At 64.4% G+C, this 15,447-nt stretch carries 13 protein-coding genes; 4 read left to right on the top strand and 9 right to left on the bottom strand.

All coding sequences use genetic code 11. The features are described 5' to 3' along the window. Positions 1 to 2: 2 nt before the first annotated feature. From CO731_RS06565 to CO731_RS06585, 5 genes are all read right to left on the bottom strand, one after another. Entirely contained in the window at positions 3 to 3,176 is a 3,174-nt protein-coding gene (locus CO731_RS06565; RefSeq protein ID WP_108606476.1) for an efflux RND transporter permease subunit, read from the bottom strand. Positions 3,177 to 3,179: 3 nt separating this feature from the next. After that, positions 3,180 to 4,310 (bottom strand): efflux RND transporter periplasmic adaptor subunit, encoded by a 1,131-nt coding sequence (locus CO731_RS06570; protein ID WP_108609669.1) that lies wholly within the window; start codon positions 4,308 to 4,310, stop codon positions 3,180 to 3,182. A 245-nt stretch (positions 4,311 to 4,555) separates the two neighbouring features. After that, positions 4,556 to 5,686, bottom strand: coding sequence for a patatin-like phospholipase family protein (locus CO731_RS06575; protein WP_108609670.1), 1,131 nt, complete (start codon positions 5,684 to 5,686; stop codon positions 4,556 to 4,558). A 23-nt stretch (positions 5,687 to 5,709) separates the two neighbouring features. Further along, on the bottom strand, positions 5,710 to 6,492 hold the full coding sequence (locus CO731_RS06580) for a 3-hydroxybutyrate dehydrogenase (RefSeq protein WP_108606477.1): 783 nt from the start codon (positions 6,490 to 6,492) through the stop codon (positions 5,710 to 5,712). Between the two features lie 121 nt (positions 6,493 to 6,613). After that, positions 6,614 to 7,207, bottom strand: a complete 594-nt coding sequence (locus tag CO731_RS06585; protein WP_108606478.1) for a hypothetical protein — start codon at positions 7,205 to 7,207, stop codon at positions 6,614 to 6,616. A gap of 102 nt (positions 7,208 to 7,309) precedes the next feature. Here CO731_RS06585 and CO731_RS06590 point away from each other — a divergent pair, with 102 nt between their 5' ends. The 3 genes from CO731_RS06590 (at position 7,310) to CO731_RS06600 (ending at position 10,268) form a co-directional block, all read left to right on the top strand. After that, on the top strand, positions 7,310 to 8,059 hold the full coding sequence (locus tag CO731_RS06590; RefSeq protein ID WP_199914571.1) for a class I SAM-dependent methyltransferase: 750 nt from the start codon (positions 7,310 to 7,312) through the stop codon (positions 8,057 to 8,059). A 101-nt stretch (positions 8,060 to 8,160) separates the two neighbouring features. Continuing rightward, positions 8,161 to 9,411: a flavodoxin-dependent (E)-4-hydroxy-3-methylbut-2-enyl-diphosphate synthase gene (ispG, locus tag CO731_RS06595; protein WP_108606480.1), complete on the top strand. Its 1,251-nt coding sequence runs from the start codon at positions 8,161 to 8,163 to the stop codon at positions 9,409 to 9,411. Between the two features lie 2 nt (positions 9,412 to 9,413). Continuing rightward, positions 9,414 to 10,268 (top strand): lytic transglycosylase domain-containing protein, encoded by an 855-nt coding sequence (locus tag CO731_RS06600; RefSeq protein WP_108606481.1) that lies wholly within the window; start codon positions 9,414 to 9,416, stop codon positions 10,266 to 10,268. Here the strand turns inward: CO731_RS06600 and CO731_RS06605 are convergent. The 4 genes from CO731_RS06605 to CO731_RS06615 all read right to left on the bottom strand — a co-directional run bounded on the left by CO731_RS06605 (position 10,255) and on the right by CO731_RS06615 (position 14,454). Continuing rightward, positions 10,255 to 10,743, bottom strand: a complete 489-nt coding sequence (locus tag CO731_RS06605; protein WP_108606482.1) for a PTS sugar transporter subunit IIA — start codon at positions 10,741 to 10,743, stop codon at positions 10,255 to 10,257. The two genes, CO731_RS06600 and CO731_RS06605, sit on opposite strands and share 14 nt — an antisense overlap. A gap of 12 nt (positions 10,744 to 10,755) precedes the next feature. Next, positions 10,756 to 10,929, bottom strand: a complete 174-nt coding sequence (locus CO731_RS28615) for a hypothetical protein (RefSeq protein WP_159091578.1) — start codon at positions 10,927 to 10,929, stop codon at positions 10,756 to 10,758. A 159-nt stretch (positions 10,930 to 11,088) separates the two neighbouring features. After that, entirely contained in the window at positions 11,089 to 13,419 is a 2,331-nt protein-coding gene (locus tag CO731_RS06610; RefSeq protein WP_108606483.1) for a response regulator, read from the bottom strand. A gap of 117 nt (positions 13,420 to 13,536) precedes the next feature. Next, on the bottom strand, positions 13,537 to 14,454 hold the full coding sequence (locus CO731_RS06615) for a polyprenyl synthetase family protein (RefSeq protein ID WP_108606484.1): 918 nt from the start codon (positions 14,452 to 14,454) through the stop codon (positions 13,537 to 13,539). A gap of 128 nt (positions 14,455 to 14,582) precedes the next feature. On the opposite strand from CO731_RS06615, the gene mtgA reads away from it, so the two are divergent. Then, positions 14,583 to 15,293: a monofunctional biosynthetic peptidoglycan transglycosylase gene (gene mtgA, locus CO731_RS06620; RefSeq protein WP_108606485.1), complete on the top strand. Its 711-nt coding sequence runs from the start codon at positions 14,583 to 14,585 to the stop codon at positions 15,291 to 15,293. The last annotated feature ends 154 nt before the right edge of the window (positions 15,294 to 15,447 follow it).

Genomic DNA, 15,447 nt, shown 5'->3' on the forward strand with positions numbered 1-15,447 from the left:
GTTTATTCGGCGGCCTTGGGGAAGGCGACCTCAGGTTCGGCATCCTTGGTTTCCGCCGACTTGGCGGTTCCCTTGGAGATGCGATCCTTGCCCCAGCTGAACAGCCTGCCGAACCAGCCGCGCTGGCCCGGCTTGCGCTTCTCGCGGGTGAACACCATCAGCATCGCCGGCGTCACCACCAGCGTCAGCACGGTGGCGAAGGACAGGCCGAAGACGATCGCCGACGACAGCGCGATCCACCACTGGGTCGACGGCGCATTGATCGTCGTCTCATGATGGAAGATCTCCAGGCCAAGCCCGAATGCGATGGGCAGCACCCCGAGGATCGCAGACAACGCCGTCAGAACCACCGGACGGGCACGCTCACGGCACGTCTGGAGCACGGCGTCGAGCTTGTTCCAGCCTTCGTCGCGCAACCTGTCATAGGTGTCGATCAGCACGATGTTGTTGTTCACCACCACGCCCGCCAGCGCGATCATGCCGATGCCCGACATGACGATGACGAAGGACTGGCCGGTCAACAGCATGCCGAGCAGCGCACCCACCGTCGCCATGACAACGCAGGTCAGCACCAGGATGACGCTGGTGAACTTGTTGAACTGCGCCAGGAGCACGATGAAGATCAGGAAGATCGCCGCGCCGAAGGCGTTGCCGAGGAACGCACTGGCCTCGGCACTGTCCTCGTTGGAGCCGGCCAGCTTCCAGTCGATTCCCGGCTGGGCCATCTGCTCGACCACCTTGGTGACCTCGGCCTGCACCGCGGCAACCTGGTAACCGGAGGCGACGTTGCCCTGAATGGTGATCGTACGCTTGGCGTCGATGCGGTTCAGGACACCGACCGTCGGCTCGGGCTTGCGCGAGACGAAGTTCGAGATCGGCACCGAGCCTTGCGGGGTGACGATGCGCAACTGGTCGAGCGCGGCAAGCGTGCGGCGGTCCTCCGGCAGCCGCAGCCGGATGTCGACGGCATCGTCGGCGCCGGCCGGGCGATAGTCGGTGAGCTTGAGACCGGTGGTCACGAGCTGCACGACGGTACCGACCGCCGTCGGGCTGACGCCATACTGGGCCGCCTTGGAACGGTCGACTTCCAGCGCCCAGTCGATACCGGGCGGAGGCAGGCCGTCGGAGATGTCGATGACGCCGGGTACCTTGGCGACCGCCGCCGCGACGTCCTTGGCGTAGTCGTTGAGGCCCGTCGGGTCGACGGCCGCGAGCTGCACCTGGATCGCCTTGCCGGTCGGCGGTCCCGCGTCAGGAACGCGGACTTCGACGTCCACACCCGGGATGCCGGCCATCGTGGCGCGCAGTTCGTCGAGGATGACGTGCGCCGATTTGCGTTCGCGCCAGTCGACGAACTCATACTGGATCACGCCGACGACGTCTTCGGGGATGTCCTGGCCGCCGCGGCTCTTGCCGGAGCGGGTGTACACCGATTTGATGCCCGGCCAGCCGAGGATCCGCTTTTCGGCCTCGAGCGTGGCGGCGTCCATCTCTGCGAGCGAGAGGTTGCCGCGCGCATGGACGTAGAGCAAGCCATAGTCTGGCTCGACCGTCGGGAAGAACTCCACGCCGTTGCCGAACTTGACATAGGCATAGGTGCCGCCGGTGAGCAGGGCCACCGTCAGCACCAGCGCGGTGATCGGATAGGTGACCGCTTTCTTGACGACCCCCATGTAGACGCCGTCCTTGAGGTCGTCCTCATGATGCTTCGGTGCCTTGGCGAACAGGGCGCCGATGGTCGGCGCGAAGATAAGCGCATAGGCCATCGACGCTGCCAGCGTGACGATCAGCGTGATCGGCAGATACTTCATGAAGTCGCCGATGATGCCGGGCCAGAACAGCAGCGGCGAGAACGCCGCGATACGGGTCATGGTGGCGGCAATGACGGGACCTGCCATGCGCTTGGCGGCCAGTTCGAACGCCTCTTCCTTGGGCATGCCTTCCGACATGCGCCGTTCGGCGAATTCGGTGACGATGATCGCATCGTCGACCAGCATGCCGACGGCCAGGATCAGGCTGAAGAGCACGATCATGTTGATCGTGTAGCCCATCAGCGCCAGCGCCAGGATGCCCATCAGGAACGACGACGGGATGGCGAGGCCGATCAGCAGCGAAGCCCGGCCCGACAGCGCATAGAGGATGACGATGAAGACCAGGATGACGGCAATCAGCACGTGGTTCTGCAGGTCGTTCAGCAGCTGGTTGACGAAGACCGACTTGTCCTGGGTGTAGGTGACCTTCATGCCTTCCGGCGCAGTCTTGACGAACGCGTCGGCGACGGCCTTTGCACCGTCGATCGTCTCGACGATGTTGGCGCCGATGCGCTTCTTGACCTCGATGGCGATTGCCGGCTTGCCGTCGAGACGGGTGATCGTCTCGGCATCCTTGAAGGTCGAGCGGACCGTGGCCAGATCCTGGACGCGCACGACGGCATTCGGCGTCGCCACCACGGGCAGGCGCGCCACGTCCTCCGGCGTTTCGATCAGTGCCGGCACCTTGACGGCGTATTTGCCTTCCGAGCCTTCGATGGCGCCAGCGGCGACAAGGCTGTTGGACTGGCCGATGCCCTGGATCATCTGGTCGAGCTGCAGGCCATAGGACGACAGCTTGACCGGATCGATGATCGCCTCGACGAGTTCGTCGCGCGAGCCCTGCAGCGTGCCTTCGAGCACGCCTGGCACTTCCTCGATCTGGTCGCGCAACACCTTGGCGGCAGCGGTCAGCGCCCGCTCGGGCACGTCGCCCGACAGGGTGACGACCAGGACCGGAAACTCCGACAGGTTCACTTCGTTGACCGTCGGCTCCTCGACGCCGGCCGGCAGGTCGCGCTTGGCATCCTGCACCTTGTTGCGAGTGTCGATCAGGGCGTCACCCAGATCCACCGACGGGTCGAACTCGACGATGACGTTGGCGCCGCCCTGATAGGCGTTCGACTTCATCTCCTTGAGCCCCTTGAGGTTCTTGAGCTGTGACTCGACCGGTCTCAGCAGCAGGCGCTCGGCGTCCTCAGGCGAGATACCCTGATAGACGAGGCTGACATACATAATCGGAATGGCGACGTCCGGCTCGGCTTCCTTCGGCACGGCACGGTACGCGAGCGTACCGGCGATAACGAGGAAAAGCAGGACCGAAAGGGTCAGTCGCGCATTGCGGATCGCAAGCTTGACGATATCCATTTTTTACTGCGTCCCGGTCGCATCTTCGGCGAGCTTCTTAAGTACGGCCTCGTTGGCCGGTTCGGCCTTCACCTCGTCGCCTTCCTTGACCAGGTCCTGGCCGGCGATGATGATCTGTGCTGTGGCAGGAATGCCGCCGAGCACCAGCCCGTTCTGCGTGTCGTCGACAAGGTCGATCGGGTAGAAGACCACCTTCGAGGCGCCATCGACGGCGCGGATGCCGAGGTCGCCATTTTCGCCCAGCGTCACCACCGAACGTGGGAGCATCACGGCATCCACCGGCTTGGCGCGCACCGTAATCTCGGCAGTCATGCCGGCGGGGATCGCGCCATCGGCGTTCGGGATGGCGATCTCCACCGGGAAGGTGCGGGTCTGGGACGTGGCGTCACGGCTGATGTAGCGCACCTTGCCTGTCACGACCTCGCCATTGACCAGCTTTACTTCCGCTTCGTCGCCGATCTTGACGTAGCGCAGGTCGCGTTCGCTGATCTCGCCTTTGCCCAGGATCGGATCGAGGTTCAGGATCGTGGCCACTTCGCCGCCCTGGATGACGGAGGAGCCAAGCTCCACCGCAACGCGGTCGACGACGCCGTCGAAAGGCGCCTTGACCTGGTTGCGCGACAGTTCGGACTCCGCCGCCTGCAGCTGCGACAGCGCGGTCTGGTAGTTGGACCATGCGCTATCGGCCTGCAATTTCGCGACCGAGCCGGCCTTCATCAGCTTTTCGGTGGCTTCCCATTCAGCCTTGCGCTGGACGAGCACGGCCTTGGCTGTGTCGACGGCGGCAGTCTTTTCCTCGGCGTCGAGCATCAGTACAAGGTCGCCTTGCTTGATGTGATCGCCCTGTTTGACCGGCAGTTCGGCAATTATGCCGGCGGCACGCGTTGCCAGTGTCGCACGCTTGTTGGCCTCGGTCTGGCCCGAGATACGTATCGCACGGGCATGGTCCAGTCGCGGTGGCGCCACGACCATCACGGTGCGCAGCGGCGCCTTGGGCTGTTCGGTCTGAACAGGCTTTTCATCAGGAGATGGCTGTGCACTGCCCACCGACGAGAATTTGCCGGTGCCCATCCAGGCGGCGAAACCGACGAGCACGACCAAGGCTGCAAGCTTATGGAACCTAATCTTCGACATTGTCGCTATATCCATTAAGGACGGTTGCGGCTCACCGCGATCTTGCCTGGCGCGTCGTCCCGATATGGTGGCGCGCAATGCCGCATTCAATCCGCCGCGGGGGCAAAGGGGCAGAAGGGCGTCTTCTACATCAAATGTGCATCGCAAAATAGTGATAAAAAGTAATGGAAATATCATCCTGACAAAACTGGCAGGAGCTGTCAGCACGCTGCGGTTGCTGCCGCGGAAAGCCCCGGTTTCCCGGCCTAGTTGTGTTGCCGCACGGCAGCCGGTCTCGTTCTGGTGGCCAGGAATTCACGTACGCGGCGGCCGACGGAAGGTCCGCGCAACGGCTTGAAACCGTCGTCGAGCTGCCCGGACAGGTCGAGCGTGGCACGCTTGCCGACCGAATCAAAGTTGTCTTCCAGCCAGTCGCTAGCCGATGTGCGGCCAAGGTCGCGCAAGTATTCGAGGAATGCCCATTCGGCATTGACCTTCGAGGACGCCGAAAGATCCTTGAAGGCCTCGTCGGCATCGATGCGATGCATGCGGATGTCGCGGAATTCACCTTCCGGCAAGCGCCCTGCAGCGATCAGTTCCTTGATGAAGGCAATGGCGCGGAATTCGCGCAGGAGTCCGGCGTTGAAGGTAATCTCGTCAATGCGGTTCTGGATTTCGTTGGCCGTCTTCGGCGTCTGCTCGCGGATCACGGGGTTGATCTGGACAAGCAGCACGTCGTCGCTGTCGTTGGCCTTGAAGAACGGATAGATCGCCGGATTGCCGCCGTAGCCGCCATCCCAGTAAGGCACGCCCTTGATCTCGACGGCCTGGAAGATCTGCGGCAAGCAGGCCGAGGCCATGACGGTGTCGAGGTCGATCTCGCCGTCGCTGAAGACGCGCAGCTGACCGGTCTCGACATTGGTGGCCGAGATGAACAGGTCGATTTCCTTGCAGGCCCTCACATTGCGGAAGTCGATCTCTTCGGCAACGACGTCGCGCAGCGGGTTGAGGTTCATCGGGTTGGCGACATAGGGCGAGAACACCCGCGACATGGTGTCGAACCAGATGTAGCCGGGCGTGTTCTCGATCGACCAGTTGCCCCACAACATATCCCAAGGCGAGCGCTGCACCGGGCTGAAGCGGCCCTTGCGGGCGACCGCGCGCCAGAAGTCAGCGAGCTTGGCGCGGGCGCCGTCGGCACCGCTGCGGACCCAGCCGTCAGCAAGCGCGACCGCGTTCATCGCGCCTGCGCTGGTGCCTGACATCGCCTTGATGTCGAGGCGCCCGTCTTCCAGCAGGCGATCGAGCACGCCCCAGGAGAAGGCGCCGTGCGAGCCGCCGCCCTGCAGCGCGATGTTGATCGGCTTTGTCTCCTCCGCCTTGCCGTTTCCAGTCATGGCGTGTTGTTCCTTTTGGGCGGTCACTGGGCGGTCCAGCCACCGTCGACCGAGATGTGCGTGCCGTTTATCTGTGCGGCTGCCGGCGAGGCAAGGAAGACTGCGGTCGCCGCGATCTCCTCCACGGTGACGAATTCCTTGGTCGGCTGGCGGTCGAGCATGACCTCGCGGATCACCGTCTCGCGGTCCATGCCGTGCGCGTTCATCTGGTCCGGGATCTGCGCCTCGACCAGCGGGGTCAGCACATAGCCCGGGCAGATGGCGTTGCAAGTGATCTTTTCCCGAGCGACCTCGAGCGCGACGGTCTTGGTCAGGCCCATGATGCCGTGCTTGGCCGAAACGTAGGCCGACTTGTAGGCCGAGGCGACCAGGCCGTGGGCGGAGGCGATGTTGATGATGCGGCCGCCACTGGCCTTCTTCATCAAGGGAATCGCGGCTGCTGTCGTATGGAACGCCGAGGTCAGGTTGATGGCGATGATCGCATCCCACTTCGCGGTCGGGAATTCTTCGACCGGCGCGACATGCTGGATGCCGGCATTGTTGACCAGAACGTCGACCGAGCCGAACCGCGCGGCGGCCTTGGCGACGAGGTCGCGGCACTCCGCACCCTTGGACATGTCGGCCTTGATGTAGACGACCGCAGCCTTGTGTTCCTTGGCGAGCTTTTCCGCCAGGGCATGGTCGGCCGGCGTATCCGAGAAGGAATTGAGGACGACGTTCAAACCGTCCCTGGCGAATGCCTCGGCAATGGCGAGGCCGATGCCGGAGGTCGAGCCGGTGACGATGGCGGTTCTGGTCGTGGTCATGACGAGGGAGTCCTTCCGAAATGCCTATATTGCGATGCAACATATACGTGCTGTGCGGCGCAATAAAAGCATCGCCGCAGCACGGTTTCGTGAAATTGTGGGGCGAGCAGCCCGTTGAACCCTACCAGTCGTCGTAGGCCGGGCACTTGGCTTGAGGCATTTTCGACAACAGGAAACGCTTGTCGTCCGCGCCCGGCGTCAGCTCGAACGCATTGGCTTCGTCCTCGCCGCAATCGAGCGTCATGCGCAGCCGCCCGAGCGCCTCGAGATCGACTAGCACCTTGTCGGCGCCGTTTCGTTTGACGATCACGCCGCCGCCGTCGCAGTCGACGCCGCAAAAGATAGACTTGCCGTCGTCCGCCACGCTGCACTCGCCCATGGCGGTCAGCGGCTTGCCTTGTTGAGCATCGCGCAGCCTGGCCAGGATCTGGAAATAGTAGTTGCGCTGGCCCTTGGGCGCGAACTCGTCCGGATCGTGGATGTAGTAGGCGATACGGAACTGCATTTCCGTCACCTGCTGCTTTGGGTGGTTCTTCAGATGCGCGGCATCATAGACGCGGCCGAAGCAGGCGCGTGCCCCTGCCTGCGGTGGAATGAAATTGGCAAGTTCGCCTTCCTTGCCGGGCTCGATGGCCTGGGCAAAAGCCTGTCCGGCGACAAACAGGCCGAACGCAAGGGCGAGCGACAGTGCGGGTCCGCGAAGCATCATCGGCATGGCATCCCCCCATGGAATGACCCCATCATAGCCCAATCGCCGTTGCTGTTAAGCGGGTCGGCGAGGTGGAGCAGATCTCGTTCGTTGACAAGGACAGTGCGGTTGGCCACTCATCGCGCCATGACCGACCAGAGCTATAGCGACCTGCGCCTTGCCTCCGTCTATGACGCCCTCAATCCTGCCGGCAGGGACACGGATTTTTATCTCGATGTCGCTGGCGACAGTCCCAGGACGATCCTCGACATGGGCTGCGGCACCGGCCTGCTCGCTGTCGAATTTGCCCGCCGCGGCCACAGGGTAACAGGTGCCGATCCGGCCGCCGGCATGATGGCCATCGCCCGCGCAAGGCCTGGAGGCGATGTGGTTGCGTGGATCGAAAGCGACGCGGCCGGACTTGCGACGGACACACGCTTCGACCTGATCGTCATGACCGGCCACGTGTTTCAGGTGTTCCTCACCGATGAAGCCATCGCCGCGACGCTGGCCAATCTGCGCCGTCATCTCGCGCCGAACGGCCGACTGGTCTTCGAGACGCGCAATCCGGCAGTGCGCGAATGGGAAGAATGGACGGCTGCAGACACGTCCACGCGTGTGGAGTTGGATGGTGTCGGCCCGGTCGATGTCCACTACGACGTGACCTCGGTCGAAGGCCAGTTCGTTCGCTTCGAGACGCATTTCGGATTTGCCGATGGCGACAAGGTTGCGACGCCGAGCGAGTTGCGCTTCATCGAGCATGACCAACTGGCAGAAGCGCTCGCCCGGGCCGGTTTCGCCGAGGTCGAATGGTATGGCGACTGGGATCGTTCGCCCGCAGGTCCTGACAGCCCTGAAATCATCGTGATTGCGGGCTAGTGACGGCCGCCCTTGGCGGGCGCGACCTCCTGCGATATTGACATCGCAACCAGTGCGCGCCACCTAAGGCGCTGATATCTCGAGCTTAAGAAGGCCGTCCGATGACTGGCTACTTTTCTTCTCCCTTTCCCCGCCGCCAATCGGTTGGCGTCAGCGTCGGCGGCGTGATCGTCGGCGGCGAGGCTCCGGTCGTCGTGCAGTCGATGACCAACACCGACACCGCCGACATCGACAAGACGGTGGCCCAGGTGGCGGCGCTGCATCGGGCCGGCTCGGAGATCGTACGCATCACAGTCGACCGCGACGAGAGCGCTGCCGCCGTCCCGCATATCCGCGACCGGCTGGCCCGCCTCGGCATCGACGTGCCGCTGGTCGGCGACTTCCACTATATCGGCCACAAGCTTCTGGCCGACCATCCGGCTTGCGCAGAGGCGCTGGCGAAATACCGCATCAATCCGGGCAATGTCGGCTTCAAGGACAAGAAGGACAAGCAGTTCGCCGATATCGTCGAGATGGCGATCCGCCACGACAAGCCGGTCCGCATCGGCGTCAACTGGGGTTCGCTCGACCAGGACCTTTTGACCAGGCTGATGGACGAGAACCAGGAGAAGGGTTCGCCGCTCACCGCCAACCAGGTGATGCGCGAGGCGATCGTGCAGTCGGCGCTGATCTCGGCCGACCTTGCCGAGGAGATCGGACTTTCGCGCGACAAGATCATCCTGTCGGCCAAGGTCAGCCAGGTGCAGGATCTGATCGCCGTCTACACCATGCTTGCCGCCCGCTCCGACCATGCGTTGCATCTCGGCCTGACCGAGGCCGGCATGGGCTCCAAGGGCATCGTTGCCTCTTCGGCGGCCATGGGCATCCTTTTGCAGCAAGGCATCGGCGACACCATCCGCATCTCGCTGACACCCGAGCCGAATGGCGACCGCACCCGCGAGGTGCAGGTGTCGCAGGAACTGCTCCAGACCATGGGCTTCCGCCAGTTCGTGCCGATCGTCGCGGCCTGCCCGGGCTGCGGCCGCACCACCTCGACGGTGTTCCAGGAGCTGGCCCTGACCATCCAGGAAGACCTGCGCAAGAACATGCCGGTCTGGCGCGAGAAATATCCCGGCGTCGAGGAGCTCAAGGTCGCGGTGATGGGCTGCATCGTCAACGGGCCGGGCGAATCCAAGCATGCCGATATCGGCATCTCGCTGCCCGGTACCGGCGAAACGCCGTCCGCGCCCGTCTTCATCGACGGCAAGAAGGCCGCCACCCTGCGTGGCCCCGCCATCGCCGCCGATTTCGAGAAGATGGTTGCCGACTATATCGAGCGGCGCTTCGGCGGCGGCAGGGCGGCGGCCGAATAAAGATGCGCAGCCTGGCGGGGACAGCGCTGGCTTTCCTCGTCACCTTGGCCCTGTGTGTGCCATCGCTCGCCGATCCGCCGCGCCCGCGCAAGAAGGATCATGTCGCCCGCGTCTGCGACCTGATCGACACCCACGCCAGGCGCCATGGCCTGCCCAGCGAGTTCTTCGCCCGGCTGATCTGGAAGGAAAGCCGCTTCGACCCGAACGCGGTCAGCCCGGCGGGCGCCGAAGGCATAGCCCAGTTCATGCCCGGTACCGCTCGCATGCGCGGCCTCGCCAATCCCTTCGACATGGATCAGGCGATCCCCGCCTCGGCGCGCTATCTCGGCGAACTCAGATCGGGCTTCGGCAATCTCGGACTGGCGGCCGCGGCCTATAATGCCGGCGAAAACCGCGTCGCACGCTGGCTGTCGTCGGGTGGCTTCCTGCCGCTCGAAACAGAGGACTACGTGCTCGACATCATGGGCGAGCCGGCCGACAACTTTTCCGACAAGAGCTATGCCGGCACCAACCGGCCGCTCGATCCGAAGATGGCGTTCATCGTCGCCTGCCGCAATTTGCCGGTCATCATGTCGTCGACGGTCGCCATGGCGAGCGTGCATGTGAAGCCCTGGGGCATCCAGGTCGCGGGTAATTTCCGCCGCTCGGCGGCCATCAAGCAATGGCAGCGCCTCGAAAGGCGCTTCCCGGCGCTGCTTTCATCGCATGACCCCGTCGTCAGCCGGGTGCGGACGCCGATCGGCCGCCGCGGCATCTATGCCGTTCGCATCGGCGCCGACGATCGCGGCGAGGCTGCGGTCGTCTGCCAGAAGCTGCGCAGCGTCGGCGGTTCCTGCCTCGTCGTCAGGAACCGCTGAAGCCCCTACAGGCGGCCGATGGCGTTCGCTCGGCGGCGAGCAGACGACGATAGACGATTGCGGCATCGTTTTCCTGGCGCAGTCTTGCCACCAGACCGGGCTCGCGCAGCGTCCGGGCGATCCTGGACAGCAGATTGAGATATTCACGCGGCGCGGCTTCCGGCAAAAGCAAGAGCACGACGATATCGACATCCTGGTCATCGATGGCCTCGAAAGGGCAGGGCGTTACCAGCCGGACGAAGGCGCCGAACGGTCTCTGCAGGCCGCTCAGCTTTGCGTGTGGGATGGCAATGCCTTGTCCCAACCCGGTGGAGCCGAGCTTTTCGCGTGACGCCAGCGCCGTCGTGATTTCGGCGGCGCTGGCGCCGGTGCGCGCTGCGGCGTGCCGTGCCATTTCCTTGAGAAGCCTCGTCTTGCCTTCGACCTGAAGGCCAAGGATGACATCGTCGGGCTGCAGGACGTCGGAGATGTTCATGGCCGGCGGCCGTCAACTGGAAAGCATGGCGGCAAGCGCCAGGCTGGCGAGCAGGACGCCCGTGACGAAGAACAGCCGCGTGAACATGAAGGGCTCGGTATGGCCCGTAACGGGCCTGTCCTGCTGCCCGACCGTGTCAGCGACTTCAGAGCTGACGAACCGGTCCGGAATGTGGGTGCGAAGCATCTCGGTCTTCCTTGTTGCTTGCCGGATCGGCAGGAATTGCCGCCGTCCGGCACGCTCGGGAAGCTAGAAGCTGCGACATCAGGATTCGAGAGAGGCGAACGCCCCAAGAAATAGGAAAGTCATAAAGGCGCGGGATCCCGCGCCGATCGATCTCGCTCGTCAGGCCGACCGCACCAGTTCGGCGCTCTCGCTCAGCCAGGTGCCGATCTTGGCGCCGAGCTTGTCCGGCGACACCGGCTTGGGCAGGTAGTCGTCCATGCCGGCGTCAAGGCACTTCTCGCGGTCGCCCTTCAGCGCATGGGCGGTCACGCCGATGATCGGCGTGCGGCTGCCATTAGCCGCTTCCTCGGCACGGATGGCGCGCGTCGCCTCGTAGCCGTTCAGCTCCGGCATCGAGACATCCATCAGGATCAGCTTCGGCTTGAAGGTGCGGTACATCTCGACTGCGGTGCGACCGTTGCCGGCGATGCGGTGGCTGAGACCCAGGCCGGAGAGGATCTGGCCGAAGACCAACTGGTTGACCTCGTTGTCCTCGGCTACCAGCACGTCGAGCCCACCGCTTTGCAGCGGTGCCGGTTCCGGCTGGGCGAGCGGCGCCGGCGCCGGGCCACGGATGACGGTGAAGGCCGGCGAGGCTTGGCGGACCGGCTCGCGCACGAACTCGGTGCGGCCTGCCTGCGACCGCGCCTTCTGCACCGCTGCGATCACCGTGCCGAGCAGCACGGCGGAGCGCGCCGGCTTGGTCAAATGCGCGGCGATGCCGAAATCGAGCACCATGCGGCCGAAATCGACCTGGTCGACCGAAGTCAGCAGCACCACGGGTATGGAGGCTGTGCGGCTGTCGGCGGCGATCGCCTTGGCGACGTCGGCGCCGTTCATGCCCGGCATCTGGTAGTCGAGGATGACGCAGTCGACGCTGGCGCCGAGCTGGGCGGCGCGGTCGAGGAATGCGAGGCCGATGGCGCCGCTTTCGGCGGCGGCGCAGTCGAAGCCCCAGCTCTTCAGCTGTTCGAGCAGGATCTCGCGGTTGACCGGGTTGTCGTCGATGACCAGCACGCGCGCGCCGGTGACATCGACCGGCACCGCGCTGCTCGCCTGCTGCGCCTCGTACAGCGGCAGCAAGGCGGTGAACCAGAACACCGAGCCCTTGCCGAGCTCGCTTTCCACGCCGATATGGCCGCTCATCAGGTCAACGAGGCGGGCGGCGATGGCAAGACCGAGGCCAGTGCCCTCGTGGCGGCGGGTCGAGCTGCCGTCGACTTGGGCGAACTTTTCGAACACGCTCTGCAGCTTGTCTGCGGGAATGCCGATGCCTGTGTCCTCGACGCGCACCTTCAGCGCCACCGTATCGCCGACCAGTTCGCCCGAGACGTCGACCAGGACATGACCGCGCTCGGTGAATTTCACGGCGTTGCCGACCATGTTGGTGATGATCTGGCGGAAACGTCCGACATCGCCCATTACATGGGTCGGCAGGCGCGGGTCGATGCGGACGATGAGTTCGAGGTTCTTTTCGGCGACACGTGCAGAGATCAGCGTGGCGACGTCCTCGACCGCCTCGCCGAGATGGAACGGGGCGGGGTCGAGCGTCAGCTGGCCGGCGTTGATCTTGGAGAAGTCGAGCACGTCGTTGATGATGGTGAGCAGCGCGTTGCCCGACTTGACGATGACATCGGTAAAGGTCTTCTGGCGTGGGGTCAGGTCTGTGCGGGCCAGCAGCTCAGCCATGCCGAGCACGCCGTTCATCGGCGTGCGGATTTCGTGGCTCATATTGGCGAGGAACTCCGACTTGGCGCGGTCTGCGGCCTCAGCCTTCGACAGCGACTCGGCGCTTTCGGAAAACGCCTTGCGGATGGCATGTTCCATCGGCCGGAAGACCCAGACCGCGACACCGCCGATGACCAGCACCAGCAGGGCTGCCGCCGCCATCAGCAGCCTGTCGCTGCGGGCCTCGGCAAAGCGGCGCTCCTTTTCCATTGCCGCACTGGCGCGCAACAGCATGGGTTGGGCGAACAGGTCGTTCTGGTTGCGGATCTCGCGATAGCTCCATTCGTCCGGGCTCTGGGCCGTGGCCAGGGCACCGAGATTGCGGGCGATATCGCGTGCCGACCAGAACAGGTCGCCGTTGACCGAGGCGCTGTCGATCTCGCGCAACGAGCTTTGCGCCAGCTGGGGCCGTACCGAGTTGATGGCGCCGGTCAGGTTGTCGATGCCGGCTTCGAGCCGTGCCGCATGGTTGCGCCCGGCAGCCATCAAGGCATCGCGGGTTTCGGGGCGCCAGGCGGTGGTCGTCGTCTCGGCGAAGCTGGTGGCGTTGCGCAGGTCGCGGGTGAACGACAGGAGCTCGCTGGCGATGGCATCGACGTCGCGGCGGTAGGCGTTGCCCTGGCTGAAGGCCATCATCACGGCCATCGAGGTAAGCGCGAAGATCAGCAGACCCGAAAGGTATCTGATCCGTATCGAACGGATGAACGACGAGTGCTCCGGCATGCGCAACCCCAACACATACGCACAATTTTACAGAGCCGGAATAGACACCATTAACATTAAGAGTTTCTGACCCGCTAAACTGGTCGCCAAAGTAGTGCCTGAAGATCCGCTTCCGGATCAGCTGTTGCGTTCGGCGATGAAACTTGCGGCCGCCTTGAGCATGATTGCGCGCTCGCCATAGGGTTCAAGCAGGGCATGGGCCTGGCTGACCAGTCCGGACAGCTGCGACCGGGCCCAGTCGGCACCGTGCAGCGAAACCAGCGTCGCCTTGCCGGCGGCGGCATCCTTGCCGGTTGCCTTGCCCATGGTTTCTGCATCGGCAGTGAGGTCGAGCAGATCGTCGGCGAGCTGGAAGGCGAGGCCGATCGCCGACCCGAACTCGGCCAGCCTTTCGCGGTCCGCCGTGGATGCGCCGGCAATGATGGCACCAGCCTCGCAGGCGAAGCGGATCAGCGCGCCGGTCTTCATTGCCTGCAGGCGAATGATGCCGGCCTCTTCGGGCTTGTTGCGTTCGGCGTCGAGGTCGAGGGCCTGGCCGCCGACCATGCCGCCGGGACCCGCAGCACGGGCCAGGGCCAGCACCAGCGCCGCCCGCCGTTCCGCCGGCAGCGGCGTGGTCTCGTCGGCGATGATGTCGAAGGCGTGGGTCAAGAGGCCGTCACCGGCCAGGATCGCGGTCGCCTCGTCGAAGGCCTTGTGCACGGTGGGCTGGCCGCGACGCAGGTCGTCGTCGTCCATCGCCGGCAGGTCGTCATGGATCAGCGAATAGCAGTGCACGCATTCGAGCGCCGTGGCGACACGAAGGGCTGCGTCGCCATCGGCGTCGAACAGCGCGGCACTTTCCAGCACAAGGAATGGCCGCAGCCGCTTGCCACCGTTGAGCGCGCCGTGGCGCATGGCGGCCATCAGGTGGGCGGGCCGCACAATCTCGCCGGGCAGGATGCGGTCGTCGAGCAAAAGCCGGAGCTCGGTCTCGACGGTGTCGGCGCGCATACGAAGGGCGGTTTCGAACAGGATATGGCTGTCGTTCGTCATGGCGGCGAGCGGTAGCCGACAGTCAGACGTTGCGCAAGAAGCCAAGCGCCTTTATGCCGAGAGGCTGATAGGCAAGGGCGGACGGGTTGGCGGAACCGATCATAGAGCCGGAAACCGAAAGGCTGGACATGGCAGCTGCACGACGCGGGATTTTCTCGCGTGGGGGTCTGCGCCGCTGGGTGCGGCTCGGCGTTCTGACTGTCGCCATCATGGCCGCGCTGCCGGTCGTGCTGACCGTCCTCTACATACCGCCCGTCGTTCGCCCGATCTCGACCTTGATGATCAAGGACCTCGTCACCCTGCAGGGCTATGACCGGCAATGGGTGGCGCTCGACGACATCGCCCCGGTGCTGGCGCATTCGGTCATCATGTCGGAGGACGGGCAGTTCTGCACTCATCGCGGCGTCGACCTGGGCGAACTCAAGGGCGTCATCAGCGATGCCCTGGACGGCGAGGCGACCCGCGGCGCTTCGACCATTCCGATGCAGACTGTTAAGAACCTGTTCCTCTGGAACGGCCGCTCCTTCCTGCGCAAGGTGGTCGAGCTGCCGCTGGCGATCTATTTCGATGCCCTGGTGCCGAAGCGCCGCATCATGGAAATCTATCTCAACATCGCCGAATGGGGCCCCAACATCTACGGCATCGAGGCCGCCTCGCAGCATTATTTCGGCAAGCCGGCGAGCCAGCTTTCCCGCCGCCAGGCGGCGCTGCTTGCGGTGACATTGCCCAATCCGGCGGCACGCAACCCGGCCAAGGCCGGCCCGGGCCTGAGGCGCCTGGCGACGGTCATCGAGCGCCGGGCCGGCAAGGCCGGTGCCTACGTCCAGTGTCTGAACTAGGAAGACGCTGGCCGCGACCGAAAAAAGAGTCGCTTCGGGCTGGTCAAGTTCCGTCTCGCCGTGTATAGGCTCGCCAACTTTCTCAGTTTCCGGCCCTTGCGCGGCCCTTTCACGAGGGCGGACAGGGTCATTTGACCGATTGGTGGAGTATATC

The sequence above is a fragment of the Aminobacter sp. MSH1 genome (assembly GCF_003071665.1).
GTDB classification, from domain to species: domain Bacteria; phylum Pseudomonadota; class Alphaproteobacteria; order Rhizobiales; family Rhizobiaceae; genus Aminobacter; species Aminobacter niigataensis.